Origin of the sequence: Actinoplanes palleronii (assembly GCF_016862315.1) — a bacterium.
In the GTDB taxonomy this organism is placed as follows: Bacteria; Actinomycetota; Actinomycetes; order Mycobacteriales; family Micromonosporaceae; genus Actinoplanes; species Actinoplanes palleronii.
The window spans coordinates 24,973-45,198 of record NZ_BOMS01000163.1 but is presented as its reverse complement, the minus strand read 5'-3'; the positions used below and the strand labels follow the sequence as shown (position 1 = coordinate 45,198).

22 protein-coding genes are annotated in these 20,226 nt (G+C 71.7%); 5 read left to right on the top strand and 17 right to left on the bottom strand.

Annotated features, from left to right (window positions below; all coding sequences use genetic code 11):
- Positions 1 to 61: 61 nt before the first annotated feature.
- The 10 genes from Apa02nite_RS45615 to Apa02nite_RS45570 all read right to left on the bottom strand — a co-directional run bounded on the left by Apa02nite_RS45615 (position 62) and on the right by Apa02nite_RS45570 (position 11,409).
- Positions 62 to 2,335: a type IV secretory system conjugative DNA transfer family protein gene (locus Apa02nite_RS45615; protein WP_203830714.1), complete on the bottom strand. Its 2,274-nt coding sequence runs from the start codon at positions 2,333 to 2,335 to the stop codon at positions 62 to 64.
- Between the two features lie 35 nt (positions 2,336 to 2,370).
- Positions 2,371 to 4,122 carry a VirB4 family type IV secretion system protein gene (locus Apa02nite_RS45610; protein WP_203830713.1) on the bottom strand — a complete coding sequence of 584 codons (1,752 nt, stop codon included), beginning with the start codon at positions 4,120 to 4,122 and terminating at the stop codon, positions 2,371 to 2,373.
- Entirely contained in the window at positions 4,119 to 4,991 is an 873-nt protein-coding gene (locus Apa02nite_RS45605) for a PrgI family protein (RefSeq protein ID WP_203830712.1), read from the bottom strand. Before Apa02nite_RS45605 ends, Apa02nite_RS45610 begins: the two co-directional genes overlap by 4 nt.
- Positions 4,988 to 6,112 (bottom strand): hypothetical protein, encoded by a 1,125-nt coding sequence (locus tag Apa02nite_RS45600; RefSeq protein ID WP_203830711.1) that lies wholly within the window; start codon positions 6,110 to 6,112, stop codon positions 4,988 to 4,990. The genes Apa02nite_RS45605 and Apa02nite_RS45600 overlap by 4 nt, the downstream gene beginning before the upstream one ends.
- Positions 6,112 to 6,453, bottom strand: coding sequence for a pilin (locus tag Apa02nite_RS45595; RefSeq protein WP_239165031.1), 342 nt, complete (start codon positions 6,451 to 6,453; stop codon positions 6,112 to 6,114). Before Apa02nite_RS45595 ends, Apa02nite_RS45600 begins: the two co-directional genes overlap by 1 nt.
- A 145-nt stretch (positions 6,454 to 6,598) precedes the next feature.
- Entirely contained in the window at positions 6,599 to 7,414 is an 816-nt protein-coding gene (locus Apa02nite_RS45590; protein ID WP_203830710.1) for a hypothetical protein, read from the bottom strand.
- A gap of 155 nt (positions 7,415 to 7,569) precedes the next feature.
- Positions 7,570 to 7,878 (bottom strand): hypothetical protein, encoded by a 309-nt coding sequence (locus Apa02nite_RS45585; RefSeq protein WP_203830709.1) that lies wholly within the window; start codon positions 7,876 to 7,878, stop codon positions 7,570 to 7,572.
- Positions 7,879 to 8,183: 305 nt separating this feature from the next.
- Positions 8,184 to 8,948 carry an ABC transporter permease subunit gene (locus Apa02nite_RS45580; protein WP_203830708.1) on the bottom strand — a complete coding sequence of 255 codons (765 nt, stop codon included), beginning with the start codon at positions 8,946 to 8,948 and terminating at the stop codon, positions 8,184 to 8,186.
- A complete protein-coding gene (locus tag Apa02nite_RS45575) occupies positions 8,945 to 10,414 on the bottom strand; it encodes an ABC transporter permease subunit (protein WP_239165030.1) in 1,470 nt (489 codons plus the stop codon). The genes Apa02nite_RS45580 and Apa02nite_RS45575 overlap by 4 nt, the downstream gene beginning before the upstream one ends.
- Positions 10,415 to 10,473: 59 nt before the next feature.
- Positions 10,474 to 11,409 (bottom strand): ATP-binding cassette domain-containing protein, encoded by a 936-nt coding sequence (locus Apa02nite_RS45570; RefSeq protein WP_203830707.1) that lies wholly within the window; start codon positions 11,407 to 11,409, stop codon positions 10,474 to 10,476.
- A gap of 183 nt (positions 11,410 to 11,592) precedes the next feature.
- Here Apa02nite_RS45570 and Apa02nite_RS45565 point away from each other — a divergent pair, with 183 nt between their 5' ends.
- Both Apa02nite_RS45565 and Apa02nite_RS45560 read left to right on the top strand, forming a co-directional pair.
- A complete protein-coding gene (locus Apa02nite_RS45565) occupies positions 11,593 to 12,255 on the top strand; it encodes a response regulator transcription factor (protein WP_203830706.1) in 663 nt (220 codons plus the stop codon).
- Between the two features lie 337 nt (positions 12,256 to 12,592).
- Positions 12,593 to 13,687, top strand: a complete 1,095-nt coding sequence (locus Apa02nite_RS45560) for a sensor histidine kinase (protein WP_239165029.1) — start codon at positions 12,593 to 12,595, stop codon at positions 13,685 to 13,687.
- 26 nt (positions 13,688 to 13,713) lie between these two features.
- Here Apa02nite_RS45560 and Apa02nite_RS45555 read toward each other — a convergent pair whose 3' ends face one another.
- Entirely contained in the window at positions 13,714 to 14,142 is a 429-nt protein-coding gene (locus tag Apa02nite_RS45555; protein ID WP_203830705.1) for a hypothetical protein, read from the bottom strand.
- Positions 14,143 to 14,205: 63 nt separating this feature from the next.
- Between Apa02nite_RS45555 and Apa02nite_RS45550 the strand changes: the two genes are divergently transcribed.
- Positions 14,206 to 14,553: a hypothetical protein gene (locus Apa02nite_RS45550; RefSeq protein WP_203830704.1), complete on the top strand. Its 348-nt coding sequence runs from the start codon at positions 14,206 to 14,208 to the stop codon at positions 14,551 to 14,553.
- On the opposite strand, the gene Apa02nite_RS45545 is transcribed toward Apa02nite_RS45550, so the two are convergent.
- The 3 genes from Apa02nite_RS45545 to Apa02nite_RS45535 form a co-directional block, all read right to left on the bottom strand.
- Positions 14,529 to 14,948, bottom strand: coding sequence for an NUDIX hydrolase (locus Apa02nite_RS45545; RefSeq protein ID WP_239165028.1), 420 nt, complete (start codon positions 14,946 to 14,948; stop codon positions 14,529 to 14,531). The genes Apa02nite_RS45550 and Apa02nite_RS45545 overlap by 25 nt on opposite strands.
- Positions 14,945 to 15,154, bottom strand: coding sequence for a hypothetical protein (locus Apa02nite_RS45540; RefSeq protein WP_203830703.1), 210 nt, complete (start codon positions 15,152 to 15,154; stop codon positions 14,945 to 14,947). The genes Apa02nite_RS45545 and Apa02nite_RS45540 overlap by 4 nt, the downstream gene beginning before the upstream one ends.
- A 93-nt stretch (positions 15,155 to 15,247) precedes the next feature.
- Positions 15,248 to 16,216, bottom strand: coding sequence for an NmrA family NAD(P)-binding protein (locus Apa02nite_RS45535; RefSeq protein ID WP_203830702.1), 969 nt, complete (start codon positions 16,214 to 16,216; stop codon positions 15,248 to 15,250).
- Positions 16,217 to 16,264: 48 nt separating this feature from the next.
- Between Apa02nite_RS45535 and Apa02nite_RS45530 the strand changes: the two genes are divergently transcribed.
- A complete protein-coding gene (locus Apa02nite_RS45530; RefSeq protein WP_203830701.1) occupies positions 16,265 to 16,660 on the top strand; it encodes a winged helix-turn-helix transcriptional regulator in 396 nt (131 codons plus the stop codon).
- Between the two features lie 123 nt (positions 16,661 to 16,783).
- On the opposite strand, the gene Apa02nite_RS45525 is transcribed toward Apa02nite_RS45530, so the two are convergent.
- Positions 16,784 to 17,422: a response regulator transcription factor gene (locus Apa02nite_RS45525; protein WP_203830700.1), complete on the bottom strand. Its 639-nt coding sequence runs from the start codon at positions 17,420 to 17,422 to the stop codon at positions 16,784 to 16,786.
- A complete protein-coding gene (locus Apa02nite_RS45520) occupies positions 17,419 to 18,474 on the bottom strand; it encodes a sensor histidine kinase (RefSeq protein ID WP_203830699.1) in 1,056 nt (351 codons plus the stop codon). Before Apa02nite_RS45520 ends, Apa02nite_RS45525 begins: the two co-directional genes overlap by 4 nt.
- Positions 18,475 to 18,561: 87 nt before the next feature.
- On the opposite strand from Apa02nite_RS45520, the gene Apa02nite_RS45515 reads away from it, so the two are divergent.
- Positions 18,562 to 19,143 carry a hypothetical protein gene (locus Apa02nite_RS45515; protein WP_203830698.1) on the top strand — a complete coding sequence of 194 codons (582 nt, stop codon included), beginning with the start codon at positions 18,562 to 18,564 and terminating at the stop codon, positions 19,141 to 19,143.
- A gap of 201 nt (positions 19,144 to 19,344) precedes the next feature.
- Here the strand turns inward: Apa02nite_RS45515 and Apa02nite_RS45510 are convergent, their stop codons facing one another.
- The gene (locus Apa02nite_RS45510) at positions 19,345 to 19,794 is read right to left on the bottom strand and encodes a hypothetical protein (RefSeq protein ID WP_203830697.1); all 450 of its coding nucleotides are present in this window, start codon (positions 19,792 to 19,794) and stop codon (positions 19,345 to 19,347) included.
- Between the last annotated feature and the right edge of the window lie 432 nt (positions 19,795 to 20,226).

Below are 20,226 nucleotides of genomic sequence, written 5' to 3'. Positions count from 1 at the left end.
GTTCAGGGCCTGCTTGGCCCGGTCTTTCGAGGCGGGGGTGGGGCCGGGGCGCGGGCCGGGGTCAGGGCCGAGGCGGGGCCAGGGCGGCGCGCAGTTCGGCAGCGCTGCCGATCACCGGTCGTGGGCCCGGGGTGCGCACCGTGAACGCCGGTGTCTCGCGGCCCGCGACGACGAGCCGGCACGCGGCGGTGAACGCGTCCAGGTGCGCCAGGTCGTGCTCGTCGAGTTCGGGGCTGGTGTGCCGGGCCAGCTGGCCGGCGTCCTCCGGCGCGCAGCTGAAGATCAGCTTGTTGCGGGCGTTGGCGGAGACGGCCAGCTGGGTCTCGCGGGGCATCTGCGACAGGTTCTGGTGCGCCAGGACCAGGCCGAGGCCGTAGCCGCGGGCTTCGGCGAGCATGTCGGCGATCGAGCCGGGCAGGTTGAGGAAGTTGTGCGCCTCGTCCAGGTACACGGTCGCGTCGCGGCGCTGCTCCTGTGGGAGCCGGGCGCGGGCGGTCGCCGCCTGCCACGCGCTGGCCAGCACGAACGAGCCCATCAGCCGGGCGGTCTCCTCGCCGATCTGGCCTTTGGGCAGCCGGGCGAGCAGGATGCCGCCGTCGAGGACGCGGCGCATGTCGAAGCTGGAGCGCGGGGCGCCGAAGGTGTGCCGTACGAAATCGCGCAACAACAGTGATCGCAAGCGGGCTAGGACCGGGCCGATCACCGTGGCCCGCAGCTGCGCCGGGGTGGTTTCGAACCAGGACCAGTAGCCGCCGAGACCTACCGGGTCGTCGAGGTCGCGGGTGTATTTGAGGCGGAACGCGCGGTCGTTGAGCAGTTCCGGGATGCTCGTCAGGGTCGCGCCGGGCTGGCGCAGCAGGGTCAGGCAGGCCACCCGCAGGGTGTCGTCGATGCGCGGGCCCCAGTGTTTGGCGAAGATCCGGCCGAAGATGCTGACCACGTTGTCGACGAGCAGGTCGTGGTCGTCGCCTTGGAGCGGGTTGAGGGTGGGCCCGTCGCGCTGGTCGGGATCGAGCAGGACCAGGCGCCGGGCGTAACCGGCCGGGATCCGGTCGAGCAGGTCGGTGACCAGGTCGCCTTTCGGGTCGATGACCACGGTGCCGCGCCCGGCGTGGATGTCGTCGAGGATCAGGTTGAGCAGCAGGGTGCTCTTGCCGGAGCCGGTGGAGCCGAGCACGTGCAGGTGGTGGCGGGCGTCGGCGGCGCGCAGCGCGACCGGGTGGCCGCCGACTTCGGCGCGACCGAGGCGTTTGGTGTCGCGTCCGCCGGTGGGCACGCCGACCGGGGCGGGGACGGCTTTGGCGCGGGCCCGGTCCAGGCCGGGCACGGCGACGTCCTGCGGCAGGGCAGCGAGCATGGCGAGTTCGATCGGGGTGAGCAGGAAGCCGTGCCGCAGCCGCCGCTGGTTGAGCAGCGTGGCCGGGTCGTTCAGGCGGCGGGCGCGCAGCCGGTTGCGGGCGGTGAACGGCCCGAACGCGGTGGTGATCCCGCGGGCCAGCACGGTCATCCGGGCTTGCACCGCGTCGCGGTCACCGCGCGCCTGTTCGCGCACGACCGCGGTGCGCATGGCGATCTCCCAGTGCGGGCCGGCGAGCTGGTCGAGGGCGGCCCGGGCGTCGCGGTCGCGCTGCGGGTCGAGGCGCGCGGCGGGCCGCCCAGTCGGCCGGGGCGCGGTGCCGACGAACAGGTCGAGGACGGCGAGCAACCAGCCGGCCGGGTCGAGCAGGCCGCGCGGTGGCGTGTCGCCGCGCAGGGCCCGCACGCCGTGGCGCAGCCGGGCCTGGGCGCGCGCGGTGGCGGGCCGGGCGAGGATCTGCACGCAGGCCTGCTCGCCGGTTTTCAGGCCGGCGGCGGCGCTGATCAGGGTGCGCAGCGGGTCGTTGCGGTGCTCGGTGCGCAGCGGGTACCAGGCCGGCAGCATCGGTGCCAGCGCGGAGCCGGCGGCGGCGGCCGGTGCGGGTAGTGGTGCGCTCGCCGGCGCGACGTGGCAGGCGGCGCCGGGCCAGGCGCCGCGGATCGCGGCGAGGACCGGTTCGACGGGCACGGTTCGCGGTAACCACACGGTGATCTGCAGCTGACGACCGTTCCACCGATATTCGTACGCGGTGAAGGCGCGGCCGTGCCGCAGTCGCTGGCGCCATCCGGTGCGCAGCACTTCGGCGAGCGTGGCCCAGAAGACCGCCGCGCCGGCCGGGTCGACCACGGCGGGCGGGATGATCAGTATTTCCCGGCCGCCGGTGGCCAGCCGGCGGCGGCGCCGTTCGCCCCACAGCAGCCAACAGCCGCACACCAGCGCGGCCAGCAGTACCAACAGCCCGACAATAAGAATGATCATGGTGGCCTCCTTGAGCCGATAGAGGGTGGCGGTGATCAGTCGTCGAGGTCGAGCTCGCCGGTGCACAGCCGATGTTCGGCGGGGGCGGCGACGATCTGGAACCCGACGCGGTGCGTGCCGGACAGCAGCAGCGCTTCGCCGCGCCGGGCGGTGAGCAGCGCGCGGGCCTCACCGGTGCTCAGGGCGAACGCGTCGGTGATCAGGTCGATCGCCTGGGGTGCCTGGCGCAGCAGCACCTGGGTGGCGGCGTTGGCGATCACGATCTGGCCGAGGTCGCTGCCGAGCACGTCAAGGACGTCCTGGGAGCAGACCAGCAGCCCGGCGCGGCGTTTGCGGGCCTGTTTGGCCAGCCGGGCCAGGAAGCGGGCGCCGTCGCCGTCGCGCATCAGCGTCCACGCCTCGTCGACGACGACCAGCCGGCGCGGCGGGTCGGCGGCCGGGTTGTCGATCTCGCGCCAGATCGCGTCGAGGGCGAGCAGCATGCCGGCGGCGCGCAGTTCGTCGGCGAGCGCCCGGGTCGACCAGCAGACCAGCTGCCCGGCCGGCACGGTGCTGGTGGGCCCGTCGAACAGCTCGCGGAACGAGCCGTGCGTCCATGGCGTGAGCCGGGCGGCGAGCATCTGTCCCGCCGGGCCGTCCTGGTCGGTGAGTGCGGCGGTCACGTCGCGCAGCAGCGGCGCGGGGCGCTGCCAGGTGTCCGGGTCGGTGGTGATGCCGGCGGTGTCGTAGGCGGTGAGCACCGCCCGGTCCAGCGCGGCGCGTTCGGCCGGTGGTGGCTGTTCGCCGAGCAGCACCGCGACCAGGGTGTGCAGGAACAGCGCGCGCCGGGTGCGGGCCTGGTCGCGGCGGTCACCGGCCGGGATGTCCAGCGGGTTGAGGCGTACGCCGCCGGTGCCGAGCACGATGGTGGCGCCGCCGACGGCGTCGGCCAGGCGCAGGTACTCGTTCTCCGGGTCGATCACCGCCACGTGCACGCCGTCGGACAGCTCGCGCAGGATGTCGAGTTTGACGAAGTACGACTTGCCGCTGCCGCTGCGGGCCAGCACGACGCCGTTGGCGTTGTCCTGCGACCAGCGGTCCCACCAGACGACGCCGTGCGAGGCGCGGTTGAGCCCGTACAGGATCCCGCCGGCGGGTCCGGGCCGGCCCGGCAACGGTGCGGGCAGGTCCGCGCCGGCCAGCGGGAACGCGGCGGCGAGGGCGTCGGTGTCCATGACCCGGCGGGTGTGCAGCCGGTCGGTGGCGAGGGGTAGCCCGGACTGCCAGCCCTGCAGGTGGCGCCAGGTGGCCGGTTGGGTGTCGAGCAGCACCGACGCGGCGGTGGCGCGCACGTGGGTGACGGCGTCGCGCAGCTCGGTCGGGCTCGCGGCGGTCACGCACAGGTACAGCCCGACGCGGAACAGTGTGGACTCGCCGCGGGCGACCCGTTCGGCGAGTTCGGCGGCGTCGTCGGCGGCCGCGTCGGTCAGCGGGTCACTGACCCGGCCGCGGCCGGCGTCGTCGAGCCGATGGGATTCGAGCCGGGCGCGCTGGCGGCGCAGCCGGGCCGCGGCCGCCGGTGCGGACAGCGGGTCGACGTAGAGCACCACGTCGAGGCGGCCCGGCCAGGACAGCAACGGTTCGAGCCAGGCCGGGCCGACCTCGGCGGGATAGCCGGTGACGATCAGCGTGGCGGTGTAGCCGTCGGCGACCTGCACGTGGTCGGGATGCGTGTGCACGGCGGCGGGGCCGGGCAGCGCGGCCATGGTCGTACCCTCGATGGGGTTGGGGTCTTGGCGCGGTCTCATGCCGGACCGCCTGCGGTGACCGGCTGATCCGGCAGCGCCCGCGGCCAGCCGGTGTCCGCCGGGGTGTAGGCGTCGACCGCGCAGGTCAGCACGGCGAGCGCGGCACCACCGTCGAGGACCGCGGTGCCGGCGCCGAGAGTGGCGAGCGTGGCGGCGGTGTGCTCGGCCTGCCGGCGGGCCTGTGCGGTGCGCGCGGCCGGTTCGCCCGCCGCCGGGTGGGCGACGGTGACGGTACGCCAGAGCGGGTCGCGGTGCGCGGCGAGATCGTCGAGGAAGTCGGCGTAGTCGCGGGCCAGCGCGGCCAGGCCGGGGTCGGTGATCGTTTCCGCGGTGTCGCTGACCCGCTGCGCCTGCCGGGACAGATCCACGCGGCGGGTAGACACGACGATCTGCACCGGGGTGGACAGGCTGTTGAGCCAGCGGCCGTAGCCGGCGATCTGCGCGGCCTGCTCGTCGGCGGTACGCAGTCCGATGTTGACGGTGGTGCAGGCGACCAGGGCGACCGCGTGGGTGCCGGTGTCGAGCACGCCGTCGTCGGTGATCGCGATGGCGGGCTGCAGGTCGGGGGCGGTGTGCACGCGCGGGTGACGGCGGTGGCGCAGGGCGGCCCAGAGCCAGGCGTCGAGGCTGATCCCGTCGCGGCGGCCGATGGCCAGGGCGATCGCCGCGCCAGCCGGTGGGATCAGGATCGCGATGGCGACCGGGGTGGGCAGCACGGTAGCCAGCAGCGTGAACAGGCCGTAGCCGAGGACGGCGGCGACGGCCAGGATCGCCAGTTGGCGGGCGGTCAACCCGTAGGCGATCTTGTCGGGGGTGTCGATGTCGGCCGGGATCCGCGCCCGGACCGGCATCTCGAAGTCCTCTCTCATGGCTGGCCTTTCCTCTTCATTGCCTGGGTGTAGAGGTCGACTCCGTCGCGCAGCTGGTCGGCGGTGTACGGGCTGACCGGTGCGCGGCGGCTCGCCGGGCGGCGGACGCTCGGCGGCGTGCCGCCTGGGCGCGGGGTGCTTCCTGGCGGGAGCGGGGTGTACCCGGGTGCCGGGCTGCGGCGCGCCGCCGCACCGCCTGCGGCTGCCCGGCCCGCTTTCGCCGGCACCCGCAGCATCCGGGCGAGCTGTTGTACGGCCACCACCCGCACCAGACCCGACATCCGGCCGGGCCGGGTCTGCATGACCAGGCGGCCCACCAGGCCCGGGATCCGGATCACACCCCACAGCAGGCACGCGACGACCAGCAGTTTCATCGCCGCGCCCGGGGTGCCGGACAGTCCCAGCGCCGGGAACGTGGTGCGGGCCTCGATCAGGATCTGCAGGGTGGTGTGCAGCGCGACCGCTTGCAGGACCACGGTCGCAGGCGCCCCGAGCACCACCCGCCACCACAGTTTCGCGATCGGTTCGGTCAGCGGGGTGCCGTGCAGGGCCAACGCGATCGGGGCGAGCCCGACCAACAGGATCAGCAGCCCGGCCCGGCCGATCCACTGGTAGACCAGCAGCACGGCGAGGATCGCGACGAACACCCCGATGATCAGCAGCAGGAAGTCTTCGGGCCGGCTGGTCGCCCACTGACCGCGTGCGTCAGCGGTCGCCGCTTGCAGCCCGCGCACCGGCGACGCCCCGCGCGGCCCGGTCATCGCGACCGTCAGCGCGTTGGCCGTCTGGGTGATCGCCGAGCAGATCGCCGGGGCGCTGTTGGCCGCGATTAGCCCGATCACCAGGCGCGGGATCAGTTCGCCGAGCTCGGCCTGCGACGCCATCCACTCGCGGTTCATCACCAGCACACCGGTCCACAGGAACGCGAGCACGTAGCAGGTGTTGACCACACCGAGCGCGGTGCACATCACGTGCTGCACCTGCGGTAGCCGGGTCACGTCCGGCACGACCAGCACGGTCAGCGACAGCAGCCGCCACGCCAGGTCCAGGGCCGCCTCGACCAGGTCGGCGATCCAGCCCAGCAGCGGCCCGAGCAGCGCGTCGAACGCCCAGCCCATCATCAGGACGCCCCGATCAGAGACTTGAGGACGCTCATGAACACCGGGGCGAGCAGGGCGATCGCGTAGCCGAGCAGCGCGCACCGGAACGCGGTCTTGGCGCGTTCGACCTCGCCGACGTCACCGTTGGCCAGCATGTAGCGGATCCCGGCGATGCTCAGGAACAGCGTGGCGTTCGCCGCAGCGATCCCGATCACCCAGTTGCGGATGTTCGTGATGATCCGCGGCAGGGTGTAGACCGCGAGCACAGTCTCCTGGGCGGCCCGCGCCGGTTCGGCGACGATCAGCAGGAGGAGGACGGCGGTCGCCGCGAGGGCGAGACGGCCGATGGGGCGCGACAGCATGGGCACCTCCCGGGCCCCGCTCACGGCGGGGCCCAGCGATGGGAACGGCACCGGTTGATGCCGCACCTCTCTAAGGCCTGCTGTTGGGTACCGAACATCGCCGGACACCGGCCCGACTGCACCCCAACACGGGGTCCCGGGCGATCTACGACCGGCGGGTGTTGGCCAACAGATTCCCGCTGCTGGCCGAGGGTGTGGCCTCGGCGATGGCTTTGGTGAGACGAGGGTTCAGCGTCACGAAGGCGAGGTCGCCGTCCTGGATCGCCGCCCGGAGCCGGGCCTCCGCCTGGGTCCGCCAGGTCGAGGCCAGCTGCGGCGAGATGCCGCGCTGCTCCCCCGCCTGGGCCAGACTCGCTCCTTCGAGGCGGGTCGCGCCGATCAGGTACGCCTCGTCGGCGTCGACCACGCCGACCGCGACGGCCCGGGCGAGCACGAAGTCGGGGTGGTCGGCGGGCCGGGCCGGCAGGGCTGGTCCCGGTATCCCGGCGATCCGGGCGACCTGCTCCGCCGAGGCGTCCCGGACCTTGCGGGCCGCGCGCACCCCGGCCTCGATCAGCCGGCCACAGATCCGGGGGCTGTCCACGTCCACGGTGCGCAGCGCGGCCACGAATCCGGTCAGCAGTTCGGCGTCCAGGTCGTGGACGTCGCCTGGCCAGCCCGTTGCCAGCCGTCGCGCGGCGCGGCGCAGTCCGGGCATCGCGACGCCGGCCGCCGCGATGACCCAGCCGGGGCCGTCGCGGCGGGCGCGCATGACCAGGTCGCGCCAGACGATGTCGCGGTCCTGCGGGGTGGTCCGGGCGCACAGCAGCAGGCCGCGCAGCCGGTCCAGCGGGACCGGGCCGCAGGCGAGCGCCTCGATCTCGCTGGTGTCGTAGGTGAACGCGGTCGGTGGGGTGAGCAGCAGGGAGAAGGCGCGCTGTGCTGCCTGCAGGGGCGATGACGGCCACGATGTCGCGGACATGGGCACCTCACGGAGGACGACCGGGCACCGGCCGGGCGCCGGTGCGAGGTGCTCATCCGCTCACGGGCGCCGGACAGTCGGACCGAGCGCGCCAACAGTTGCCCCAGTGTTGCCCGACAGCGGTGCCCTTGTTGGCCAACCTCGGCCGCTGCCGGTCACTTCCTGCTGGCTGCCGCCACGTCGGGCCAGCGCTTTCGCGCCGCTTGCCGGCTGATCCCGCAGGCCGTGCCCATCTGCACGTAGGTGGCACCGGCGGCACCTGCCCGGTGGGCGGCCTCGCGCTGCTGGTCGGCGACTTGCTCTTCGATGAAGACCGTCGCCGCCAGGACCGCCAGTCGCACCCGGTGCTCGTCCATCCAGTCCGGCGAGTCCTCGCCGGCCATCATCCACTGGGCGATCCGCACCGTCATCTGCGCGAGTTCGTCCTGCACGAGATCGTGCTGGGCTTTCGTCAGCGCCGCCATAGCTGCTCCGTCGCATGCCGGTGGCGACTCGATGCCCTGCCGCCGGGTTGACGGGAGGTTGCCTCGAGTCACGGGTGACGAAGCACTGGTGGGAGCGGTGGTGACAACTTTGGTTGTCAACGCCAGCCTCACCGTGACAACCAAAGTTGTCAATGCCGATGCGGTTGCGGTTGCGGGGATGCTCATGGCGTACCCGAAAGGGTTTTGATCATCGCGGGTGGTGTCCCTGAGCCGCACGCGCCCAGAATCCTGAGCGGTGACACTCGAGCGCGTGGGCTGGGCAGCAACCCGGTAGCCGGAGTGCTTCAGGCGTCCCGTGTGCGTATCAGCAGGCCGCCCGCCACGAGCGCGGCGGCGGCCCACCCGGCGGTGACGCCGAGGCCGGCCCACGGGCTGAGGGGCAGGCTGCCGAGGTCGGTGGTGGCTTGGACGGTAAGCCCGGCGCTCATCGGTGCGAACTGCTCGAGCCGGCGCTGCCAGTGTGGATCGCCGATCGCCTGGGCGAGGAGGGGAAGCAGGTAGAGCAGGCCGAGGATGACCCCGATGCTGGTCGCGGAGTTGCGCACGACGGCGGCGATGCCGAGGCTGAGCAGGCCGATCAGGGTCAGGTAGAGGATCGACCCCGTGGTCGCGCGGAGCGTCAGGGACAGGGCCGGACGGCCGGGGGCGGCGGTGAAGCCGTGGTGGGACAGGATGAGCCGGCCTGCCAGCAGCGATCCGAGAACCGCGATTGTCGCGGCGGCGGCTACGACGCCGGTGAGCGTGATGGCCTTGGCCGCGAAGGCGGTGACCCGGTGCGGCACGGCCGTCAGCGTTGTGTGGATCATGCCGGAGCCGTATTCGCCGCTGATGACCAGCACGCCCAGCACGGCGGCCGGCGCCTGGCCGAGCACGACGCCGACGAGGCTGAGCTTGGTCGGGTCACCGCCGCAACCGTCGGCCGCGCAGGTCACCACCGAGGCCGCCGCGGCGCTGAGGGCCACTGTCGCCGCGATCATGCCGAGCATCAGCCACCCGGGGCCGGCGACGGTCCGCAGCTTCGTCCATTCCGCGTGCAGGGCCGGTCTCACGCGTCCCTCCGGTGGAGAACGACGGCCGCCACGGCCAGTCCGGCCACGGCGTAGCCGGCCAGGACGGCGAGCCCGACCCACGGCACCAGTGGGTAGTAGCCCTGGTACGGCGTGTAGTGGCTGGCGACCTGGGGGTACTGCACAAGCGTCTGCTGGACGGCGAAGGCCGCGACCGGCGTCACCCTGGTCAGCCAGTTCGCCACGCTCGCGGGCATGAACGGGTTGGCGATCAGCAGGTACGGCAGCACGACGGCCCCGATGACGGAGGTGACCGCGGCGGCGCTGTCGCGGACGATGGCGCCGATGCAAAGGGCCAGGATCGAGGCGGTCGCGAGCAGCGCCCCGGTGCCGAGCGCCACTCGCATCTCGGTCCAGGGCGTCACGGGGAAGATGAACACGCCGTTGGCCCGGGCGAGCCGGGCGCCGAGTGGAACCGCCAGAACCGCTCCCACCAGCCCGGCGACGAAGGCGACGGCGCCCAGCACGATCGCCTTGGCCAGCAGCACCCGGCCGCGCCTGGGGCTGGCGGCCAGGGTGACGTGGATCAGGTTCTTGCGGTATTCCGTGGTGATGAACAGCGCCCCCACCACGATCACGGCGATCAGCGCGGCGAACGTGCCGGTGGTGAGGATGTCGTTGAGGGTGCCGCCGGTCGGCAGGGTCTCGCGGACAGCGGGCGCTATGTCACCGGCGCCGGTCACCGTGAACCGGCCGCCGGACTGGGTGAACGAACCCGATCCGTTGCCCGGGAAGCCGGCGAAGGAGGGCGAGTGATCGCCCAGCAGCTCTCCGGTCCACTCACCGCCGGTCCAGCCCCCGTGGAGACGAAGGTCCCCGAAGGCGGCCGTCGACACGCTGCCGGTCGTACCCATGCCGTCCACGACCTGCGGAGACGCGACGAACAGCCCGACCTGCACGCTCGATCCGAGCCCGCTCAGCCGCGCGGTCCCGACTTCGGCCCAGTTCGTACCGTCGGTGCCGGCGTAGCCGGTGATCGTGTCACCTGAGCGGTCCAGCCGTAACCAGCGCACCGACGCGGCGGAGACCGGGCCCCGCAGTCCGGCCCTGTCGTTGACGTAGTTGTCCTGCATCCGCACACCGTGGCCGCCGGTGATCATGATTGCCGCGTAGGGCGATCCCTGGCGGGTGCTCTCCTTGACGATGAGCCCGGCCTTCGCCCACGGCACCACGCCGGGCCGCAGGTCCCCGAGGCCCTGGGGAATGCTGCTGTCGAGCGCGGAGACGGCGACCGTGACGCTGCCGTCCCCGGCCAGCGGCTGGTGCACGAAGTAGCAGGTGTCGGTGACCGCTTCGCCGCCCGGTCCGATCGGGACCGGCGGTGAGCCCTTCTGGTCGCTGCTGACTCCGGCGAGCAGGGCGACCAGCACCACCAGCAGTGTCGCCACCCCCATGCCTGCCACCCAGCCCAGGACCGTCCGGAACTTGGTCCATTCCGCGTGCAACACCTGGCGGAACCCGTCGCGCGTGGTCCTTCGACCCGCCGGGTGGGCAGTCGTCACGGCGGTCACCGGGTGACCTCCGTGGGCGTCGCGGCGCGGAACTCGACCGCGTCGCGGGTGAGTTCCAGGTAGACGTCCTCCAGGGTGGCGCGGTGTGCTGACACCTCGGAGAACGGCACCACGCTCCGGTTGAGCAGCGTCACGATCCGATCCGCGGGCAGGCCGGAGACGGTGATGGTGTCGCTGCCGGTGGCCACCACGGTCGCGCCGGCGTGTGCGAGCACCGCCATCGCGTGCGGGCCGGCTGTGGTCCGCAGGGCCACCCGGCCCGACGAGGTGGCCGCGATCAGGTCGTTCACGCCGGCGTCCGCGATGGCTTTGCCGCGCCCGACCACCACGAGATGATCGGCGGTGTCCTGCACCTCGCTCATCAGGTGGCTGGACACCAGCACGGCGCGGCCCTGCGCGGCCAGCGACCGCAGGAAGCCCCGCATCCAGATGATGCCGTCGGGGTCCATGCCGTTGAACGGCTCATCGAGCATGACGATCGGCGGGTCGCCCAACAGCGCCGCGGCGATCCCGAGCCGCTGGCGCATCCCGAGCGAATAGCCGCCGGCCTTGCGCCGGGCCGCCGAGGTCAGCCCGACCTGCTCGATCACCTGATCCACCCGCCGCGCGGCCAGACCCTGTGAGTACGCCAGCCAGAGCAGGTGGTTACGACCCGTTCGGCTGGGGTGCAGCGCCGCCGCGTCCAGCAGTGCACCGACGTGATTCAGCGGGCATCGAAGGCTGCGGTAGGGCTTCCCGCCGACCAAGGCGGTGCCCTCATCGACCGCGTCCAGGCCCAGGACCACCCGCATCGTGGTGGACTTCCCGGCCCCGTTCGGCCCCACGAAGCCGGTCACCACGCCCGGACGGACGGTGAAAGACATGCCGTCGAGCGCCAGGGTGGCCCCGTACCGCTTACGCAGTCCGGTAAGGACGATCTCCGGGGCGCTCATCGCGACGCACGCGAGGCTGCAAATGGACTCATGCCGGCAGTTGTACGCGGCACCAGGTTCCAGCCCGGTCGCAGCGGCTGCGACCCGGCGGGAACCTGGGGTCTGGCATCGTTGCGGCATGGCACCTCGAACCGGCGGCCGATTCTGCCGCCCTGCGCGCACGCCGATCGCCGGTGAGTGGCGGTGAGGGTCCTCGTCGTCGAGGACTTCGAAATCCTCGCCCGCTCCATCGGCACCGGGCTCCGCCGCGAGGGCATGGCCGTCGACGTCGTCCTGGACGGAACCGACGCCCTCGACAGCCTCGCCGTCACCCGCTACGAGGTGGTGATCCTCGACCGCGACCTGCCCGGTGTCCACGGCGACGAGATCTGCCGGCGACTCGCCGACGACCGCCGCGACACCCGTGTACTGATGCTGACCGCGGCCGACACGATCGAAGACCGCGTCGACGGACTCAGCCTCGGCGCGGACGACTACCTACCCAAGCCGTTCGCCTTCGCCGAACTGGTCGCCCGCGTCCGGGCGCTGGCCCGCCGGGCCACCCCGTCGCTTCCTCCCATCCTCTCCTGCGGGGACATCACCGTGGACCCTGCTCGCCGGGTGGCGTTACGCGCCGGGCGGCGTCTCGAGCTCAGCCCGAAGGAGTTCGCGCTCCTGGAATGCCTGCTGGCCGCACCGGGACTGGTGCTGCCCGCGGAGGAACTCCTCGAACGCGTCTGGGACGAAGCGGCCGACCCCTTCACCTCCGCGGTCAAGCACACCATCCACCGGCTGCGCGCCAAACTCGGTGACCCCCCGGTGATCCAGACCATCCGCGAAGGCGGCTACCGGATCGGGCCACCTTGACATCTCCCCCAGCTGAAGCAGGGGGATTCCACCCTCGCGGGTTGAGCTTTCTGCTTCACCGATCGCTGCCGACCCGGACTACCGGCGAGGGACGGTGGACCGCCCATCGGTCTTCTGCAATCTCCACAGACGTAACTTCCCGCCAGCCCGGCGGTAGGCCCGACCGGCTTGGTTATCACCGGCCGGGCCCGACGAAATTAGCACACCTGTCCACTCGCGCACCACGGGTGTCCGACGCCGGATTCGCCCTGGCGGCGAACCCGCTGCCCCTGGCCTGCTCCGCAGGGCATCCGTTTCCTCTCCGGCCTGAAGGCCGGAGTATCCACGGAGGTATCCGATGACCAACCCCCCGTTGATCCACCGGCGTTCCCTGCAGGCCCGGCTCACGCTGTTCTACGCCGCAGGCATCTACGCCGGCGGGGTCGTGGTCCTCGCCACCGTCACCCTCCCGCTGACCGGCATCCAGTCGACCATCCCCGCCGACAGCTCAGCACCGGCCACGGTGACCGGCACCGGGGAGGGGATCGGCCCGCACCAGCTTCTCGTCGGCTCCGCCGTCGCGCTCGCCGTCCTCGTCCCGGTTGCCCTCGCTGCCGGATGGTTCGTTGCCGGTCGATTCCTCGGGCCGCTGCGGGCTATCACCGCCACCGCGACCGCGATCTCCGCCGGGAACCTCCACCACCGCCTCAACCTCGGCGAACCCGCCGACGAGCTGACCGAACTGGGCGCCATCCTCGACGACCTGTTCGCCCGCCTGCAAGCCTCCTTCGACGCTCACCGGCACTTCGTCGCCAATGCCTCCCACGAGCTACGCACCCCCCTGGCCGGCCTGAGAACCCTCCTCGAAGTCACCCTCGCCGACCCCGAAGCCGACGCTGACGCCCTGCGCTCGGCCTGCCAGGAAGCCCTCGCTCTCGGCGGACACCAGGAACGGCTTGTCCACGCCCTGCTCGCCCTGGCCACCAGCGAGCGCGGCCTCACCCGCAGCGACACCGTCGACCTGGCCCAGGTCGCCACGGGAGTACTCACGTCCCGCCGCGGCCGAGCAACACGAACGAATATTGAAATCACGGAACACCTGGCGCCCGCGGTGATGGCCGGGGACCCGAGACTGGTCGAAAGCCTCATCGCCAACCTCGTCGACAACGCCATCCGCCACAACCATCCCGGCGGGCACATAGAGATCACCACGCAGACGTCCGGCAGGCAGGCGACCGTCACGGTCACCAACAGCGGGCCGGTCATCCCCGACAACCAGATCCCGCGCCTCTTTCAACCCTTCCAGAGACTGGCGCTCGACCGGCACAGCCGCCGCGACGGCTACGGTCTCGGCCTCGCCATCGTCAACGCTGTCGCCCAAGCCCACCACGCCACCCTCACCACCAGCGCACGCACCGAAGGCGGCCTGGCTATCACCGTACGGTTTCCCTAACCGGCACAGCAGGGTTCACCGCTGCTTCACCGCTGCGAGTAATCCCGCCCGAGCCGCTGGTTGACCTCGGCGAAATCAGCCTCGAACCTGGTCGAACCACAGAGCGTGACGAACTTCGCCCGCGGCGCCTGCTGATCCTCCATGAGGTTCACGATCGGTGAACCGGAGATGCTCGCCGCCGTGGTCGCCGATCTGCGCGCGGCCGGTCTGACGATGCCCTGGTGGACCTGTACCGGTACCCGAGCGTGCGGGAACTCGCCACGGCGTTCGGGCACGAGGCCCGGCGGGAGCCGTCCGTACCGCCATGGCTGCGTGGCCGGACCCGGGACTGACTCCGCTCCGTCCCGGCGGACCACGCCGTCGATGCGTGTCATCCACCATTGCGAAAGGGAGAAACTGATGAGGTCACACCTCGCGAGGACGCTCAAGGCACTGGCCGGGATCGCCGTCGTCACCGGCTCCATGGTGGCGGTCGCGTCGCCGGCCAGGCCGCCAGCTGCAGCAGGGGCAGCATCTCGTTGCGCTACTCGACCGGGAACGCGTACTACGCCGAGATCGCCGCGTTCAGCGGAACCTCGTGCAGCGGGGCGGCGGCCGTGGTCGGGCAGACGCACGGCGAGGACGGCAAGTATCTGCTCTCGGCGTTCGACAACAACTACGGCTTCAACGTCTACACGGCCGTGAAGTCGGTGGCGTCGAACGGTTGCCACGGCTCCCCGTCGACGACCGTCACACGGGCTCAGCTCAGCGGCCACAACTTGCGCTTCTGGATCAATTTCCGGGGCGTGAACTCCGACGCCCACAACCTGCCGGCTCCCGGCAGGCGGGCGGAAAGTTCGGGTCAGTCCCGCAGCAGGCCCGCGTGATGCAGATGAGCAAAGATGATCTTGTCAACGGGTGACACCCGGTCCCGGTCCCGCAGCGTCAGCCAGACGAGCTCCGCGATCTCGCTCGACGCGGCCAGTTCACCGGCGTAATCGGCGGTGTAGCAGGTCATCCGTACGGTGATGCCCGCGGCGTGCCCTTCGGCCTGCGCCTCGAAGGTGCCCAGATGCGTCGCGCTCGCCGCGTCGATCCGCACGGTGAGCTCCTCGCGGATCTCGCGGACCAGCGTGTCCAGGTCGGACTCGCCGGCCTCCCGCTTACCGCCGGGAAGGTAGTAGACCTGTTTGCCGGCGGATCGGGTGCTCAGGACCCGGCCGCCGGTCAGGTGGATCCAGGCGATCTTGTCAATCAGCGTTGATCGGCTCTGCTCGGTCACCGCTGCGATGGTAGTGCCGGTGCGGGGTCGGGCGCCGCGCTCGGGCCGGCCGCCGGCGTGACGATCACGCGACGCCCGATGCGGTGCGCCTCGGCCAGGAGACGATCACCCCAGCGGTCCCGCAGCCCGTCCAGCCGGGAGGTGACCACGACGAGGTCCATCGACTGCGGCGGCAACGGCGTCCGCAGCCCGATGGCACGATGCACCTGATAGCGGCGCCCGCCGGTGTCCGGCTCGAGGGTGTCGACGGCCCTCGCCTTCGAAGAGCCGCCGTGCCGGAATCGACGTGTTGGCCACGTCTACCAGTTCTTCTGCCTACCGTCCCAGTTCGTCGCGCGCAGCCAGGCATCCCACGTCAGCAGCTGCGGGTGCAGCTTTCGCAGAGCCTCGATGTCGCGGTCGCAGACGGCGATGTTGCGACTCTGAAAGAACCGGAACATGGCCGCGAAGTCATGGCCGATCCCGGGGATGGCGTCACGCAGGGTGGTGAGTGGCAACGGCTGGTAGGCCGAGGGAACTCCGGTGACGCGTTCGAAGACGGACGCAATCTGCTGCCCGGTGAGACTGTCGCCCACCACGGCAAGGTCCCGCTCGCCCCAGCCCTGCCAGGAATCGAACATGTGGCTGACGAACCACGCGATGTCGTCCAACGCGATCAGCGGCCAGGTGCCGTCGCCGAGGGCGAGCGAGAACAACAGGCCGTCGCGGCCGTCGGGCAGCGGTCCCTCCTGCGGCGCGAGCAGATACAGATTCTCGAAGTACGGTGCCGTGACGAGCACCGACACGTGCTCCGTGTACCAGCCGTCCTCGTCCTGACGCATCATCTCGTGTGCCCGCATGAGATTGATGTGGGCAGCGACAGCCGCCTTCGCATCGTAGTGAGGAACCGGAATCGTTCCCCCGGTCAGCGTGGCCGCCGCGTCCAGCGACGACCAGATGAAGCGGTCCACGCCCGCCGCGCGTGCCGCCTCGAGCAGGTCAACCCCCTGCCGGTACTCGGTCAGCACATCGGCAGCGGCGAAGAAATTGGTGTTGGCGAAGACACGGTCGACGCCGCGCATCGCGGCCGCGTCCAAGGCGCCGGAAACCAGGGTGACCCGGCCGGCGCCGAGTTCGGCCAACCGTGCCGCCCGCGGCGACGCGGGATCGCGGGTGGGGACGACGAGCAGATCGTCGGAGGTTGCCAGCAGGCGGCGCACCACGCTGCTGCCCATCGCGCCGGTACCACCGACCACCAGAACCGTGCGTGCGGAGTTCGAAGATCGCATGACGACCAAGTTAGAAGGGCGCCCGGTACCTGTTGGTAACGTCGAGCGATGTACGGATGCGCACCCAGCGGCTTCGTGTCGGACTGCCCGGCCCGGCTCGCCGTCGAGATTCTCAGCGACAAGTGGGCGGTACCGGTCGTCTGGTCACTCAGCCAGGGTCCGCTGCGTCACGGCGAGATCGCCGACGTGATCCATGGCGTCTCCCGCAAGGTGCTCACCCAGACGCTGCGCCGCTTGCAAAGCTATGGTCTCGTCGCCAGCGAGACACGACCGCAAGCCGGATATCGCCTGACGGAGCTGGGTAGCACCCTGATCGAGCCGATCCGGGTCCTGACCGACTGGTCCGCACAACACAGCGAGGCCGTCATCGACTCTCAGGAAACGGCCGCGGTCCTTCCCTCAACGACGGCATTCAGGACCCGCCGCAGCGAGCAAGCGTCCTGATCTGCGCCTGTAGAGCGTCACTGAACAACCATGTTGCGACCTCAACCGCGCTCCGGCCATGGTCAACAAGTGGCGCTCGTTCTCACGAACATCCGGCTCCCGTTCGCCGGCCCGGCACCGGGCTCAGCGGGTGCCCGGGAAGACGATGCCGAGTTCGTAGGCGAGAACCGCCGCCTGGGTACGGTCGCGGGCGCCGAGCTTGTCCAGGACGTTGCCCACATGCGTTTTGACGGTTTCTCTGGTGACGTGCAGGGCGGCGGCGATCTCCGTGTTGTTCTGCCCGAGCGTGATGTGGCGTAGGACGTCCAGTTCGCGCGGGGTCAGCCCGGCCATCGTGCTGGATCGGGCCGGGCCGGCGTGTGGGGCCGCGATTCGGCGCAGCGCGTCCGGAAACAGCACCGCGTCGCGGGTGTGCACCATCCGGATGGCGTCGACCAGTTCTCCCGCGGGGGCGCGTTTGAGCACGTAGCCGGCGGCACCGGCGCGGAGCGCACCCCAGACCAGGTGGTCGTTCTCGAAGGTGGTCACCACGATCACCCGGGTCGCCGGGGCGCGGCGGGCGAGTTCCCGGGTGGCGGTCAGGCCGTCCATGCCCGGCATGCGCACGTCCATCAGCACCACGTCCGCGCCGGCGCCGGCCTCGACGGCTTCGTGTCCGTCGGCCGCGGCGCCCACCACCTCGATGTCGTCGTGCAGGGACAGGATGGTGGCCCATCCCGTACGGATGAGCTTCTCGTCGTCGGCCAGCACCACGCGGATCACCGCGGCAGCCTCGCCTGGACCTGCCACGTCGCGTCCACCCGCTGCCAGGTGCAGGTACCGCCGGCCAGGCGGGCGCGCAGGCGCATCCCGGTCAGGCCGCGGCCCGGTCCACCGGCCGGGCCGTCGGCCGCGTTCCGCACGGTCAGCACCAGGTCGGTGCGGACGGCGAGGTCGAGGGTCACCGGGCCGTGCCCGTGCCGCAGCGCGTTGGTGAGCGCTTCCCGGGCGATCGCGAAGGCCGCCCGCGACGTGGCGACCGAGACCCCGTCCACGTCGCCGACGCTGGCGTGCACGTCGAGGCCGCCCGTGAGCGTGTCGAGTGCATCCAGCGTCGGCGTCCGGGTGGTGACGTCGTCGTCGAGCACGCTGAGCAGCACGTCGAGTTCCTCCTGGGCATGCCGGGCGGTTGCCGTCAGATGCTCGAGGGACTCCATGGCAAGGGCAGGTTCGGGCCGCTGCAGCGCCGCCTGAGCGGCCATGGCCTGCACCAGGACGACACTGAGCGCGTGGCCGACCGAGTCGTGCAGCTCCATGGCGAGCGCCTGGCGGCGGCCGAGCTGGTCGACCAGGCGGGACGGCTCGGCGCGTAGCAACCGGCGCGCCGCCCAACGCTGGCCGAGTCCCGCGCCGACCGTCGCGGCCAGGACCGCGACGGCGGCCAGGAGCACCTCGGCCGAATCGCCCGGCGCGCCCCGCCACAGCCCGGCTGCGCGGACGAGTTCGGGCGACAACGCCACCAGACCCGCGCTGAGCGTGGCGCCCCCGTACAGGTGCAGGGTGGTCAGGACAGCCAGGTAGACGCGGTCCACCCGGTCGGGCACGTCGACGCCGAGCAGGTCGGACAGCGCGACCACCTCGAGCCGCCGGATCAGCGGTGTCACGGCGAGGAGCACCGCGGCCGGCAGGCACGCCGCCCACCACACCAGCACGCGCTGCGGAGTCGGCTCGACCAGGATCGGCAGACCGAGCGCCACCGCCGCCGGTGTCAGCAGCGCGGCACCCAGCAGCTGGTAGAGCACCGCCCGCACGGCTCGGAACACATGGCGCTTCACGACGACCGACGCTAGCCCACGCCCCGCCCGGCGCACTCCCTCGCCAGGGGGAGGTGACCCGGTCCGGCCGTTCCTACCGTCGTCGGCATGACCATGATGGATCGTTCGGGCGGCGCCGCGGCCCCGCCGCCGGCTCACACCGGCCGGCTGCGTGCCGCCTGGCGGACCGCGCACGCCCCTGTCGCCGGGGTTCCCCGCTGGGCCACCGTCGCCGCGTACGCGGTGCCGTTGGTCGTGCTGCCGTCCGGCCTCTGGCGGCTCCCGGCCGCGTTCCTGCACGGCGGTGGCCTCGGCACGAAGGTATACGTCGTCTGCCTGTCCATCGTGGCGGAGCTGGTGGCGTTCACCGCCGTCGGCCTGATCGCCTCTTGGGGCGAACGATTCCCGCGCTGGATTCCCCGGCTACGCGGCCGGACCGTGCCGCCGCTGGCCGCCGTCATTCCCGCGACGGTTGCCGCCGTGGTCCTGACGGTGCTGTGGACCACCGCCTTCGTCACCATCCTGCGCGGAGTCACGCTGCACGGTGCTCCGGCGCCGTCGAACTTCCCCACCCGGCAGGGCGCCTGGTCAGCCACGGTCTTCGCCCTCTGCTACCTGCCTCTGCTGCTGTGGGGGCCGCTCCTCGCCGCCGCCACCTACGCCTACCACCGACGGCGCCGTCCGCACTGACCCCGACACCGATGCGGGTCGCGGCCCGCCGACCACGAGCGGTCGCTGCCACGAGACGTGCCACTTCCCGGGTACGGGGTGAGCAGCGCCCAGCCGGTCCTCTCCCCGGTCGACGAGCTCCCCCGCCGGTGAGCGGTCGGTGCGGCTGGGCACCGGTGAGCTCGGCTCCTGTCGCATGGCCGGCGTCTTCCGTGAACGTGATCAGGTCTGCGGCGAGCGAGGCCAGCTGTAGTCGAACGAGAGCGAGAAACTCCGTCGGATCCAGTCCTTGGCTTCTTCTCCGTGGGCTGGCCCGGGGTCGGTGTCGGCGAGGCGGTCACGCACCACGGCGAGGTCTGCGGTGCGGTCATGGGCGAGCTCGAGGCGGCCCTGATCGAAGCGCAATTCCCACACCCGCGCGAAGCCGTAGGCAGGACGAAGACCCATGTGCAGCCGGCCGATGTCGGTAAAACCGGCGCCGATCAGCAATCGCCCGGTGAACTCCACCGGAAGGGCGAGACTCCGGTACTCCTGCGAACCTCGCGTCGTGGCCGCGGCGTTCACCCCGAGGTACGCGCCGTCGTAAGCTCGACCGGTCTCCAACGTGGCAAGAACGAGCCGACCGTCATCCATCCGGTACCAGGCCACGTATCCGCGGCGCAGGTCGTTCACATCACCTTCGAGGGATCCCACTCATCAGTTGCGTGGTCGCGAGGAGTCCGTGCGCCTGGCCGGTCGACGCCCGGGCCGCGCAGCGCCACCCGCCACGCTGCCTGTGCGATGAGCCGCAGGTCTGGCATCCGCGGTCGCTGCGACCCACCCCCCTCGGGAGTCCGCCATCGGTACGAGCCGATCGTCCAACAGCCGGCGCAGCGTGACACCGCAATCCGTGCAACGGCCGTGCTGGACGACGACACCGCACGGATGATCCGACTCGGCGGTGACGACCACCGGGCCACCGCACCCAGCACATACGACGTTGCGAGCTACGGTCACGCACCCACGGTAGGCGTGGAACGTCCTCGGCGCGACCGCTGAGCGGCACGCGTGACCCCTCGAGCCCGCGCCGGCCGACGTCGCGAGCTATCGGCGCCCCGGGGAACG

What these genes read in the sequence shown, in the direction of transcription:
- Apa02nite_RS45570 (WP_203830707.1), bottom strand. Translation starts at nt 11,409, where the DNA reads ATGAGCGCCCCGGAGATCGTCCTTACCGGACTGCGTAAGCGGTACGGG.
- Apa02nite_RS45560 (WP_239165029.1), top strand. Translation starts at nt 12,593, where the DNA reads ATGACCAACCCCCCGTTGATCCACCGGCGTTCCCTGCAGGCCCGGCTC.
- Apa02nite_RS45590 (WP_203830710.1), bottom strand. Translation starts at nt 7,414, where the DNA reads ATGTCCGCGACATCGTGGCCGTCATCGCCCCTGCAGGCAGCACAGCGC.
- Apa02nite_RS45530 (WP_203830701.1), top strand. Translation starts at nt 16,265, where the DNA reads ATGTACGGATGCGCACCCAGCGGCTTCGTGTCGGACTGCCCGGCCCGG.
- Apa02nite_RS45615 (WP_203830714.1), bottom strand. Translation starts at nt 2,335, where the DNA reads ATGATCATTCTTATTGTCGGGCTGTTGGTACTGCTGGCCGCGCTGGTG.
- Apa02nite_RS45610 (WP_203830713.1), bottom strand. Translation starts at nt 4,122, where the DNA reads ATGAGACCGCGCCAAGACCCCAACCCCATCGAGGGTACGACCATGGCC.
- Apa02nite_RS45535 (WP_203830702.1), bottom strand. Translation starts at nt 16,216, where the DNA reads ATGCGATCTTCGAACTCCGCACGCACGGTTCTGGTGGTCGGTGGTACC.
- Apa02nite_RS45515 (WP_203830698.1), top strand. Translation starts at nt 18,562, where the DNA reads ATGACCATGATGGATCGTTCGGGCGGCGCCGCGGCCCCGCCGCCGGCT.
- Apa02nite_RS45605 (WP_203830712.1), bottom strand. Translation starts at nt 4,991, where the DNA reads ATGAGAGAGGACTTCGAGATGCCGGTCCGGGCGCGGATCCCGGCCGAC.
- Apa02nite_RS45585 (WP_203830709.1), bottom strand. Translation starts at nt 7,878, where the DNA reads ATGGCGGCGCTGACGAAAGCCCAGCACGATCTCGTGCAGGACGAACTC.
- Apa02nite_RS45600 (WP_203830711.1), bottom strand. Translation starts at nt 6,112, where the DNA reads ATGATGGGCTGGGCGTTCGACGCGCTGCTCGGGCCGCTGCTGGGCTGG.
- Apa02nite_RS45595 (WP_239165031.1), bottom strand. Translation starts at nt 6,453, where the DNA reads ATGCTGTCGCGCCCCATCGGCCGTCTCGCCCTCGCGGCGACCGCCGTC.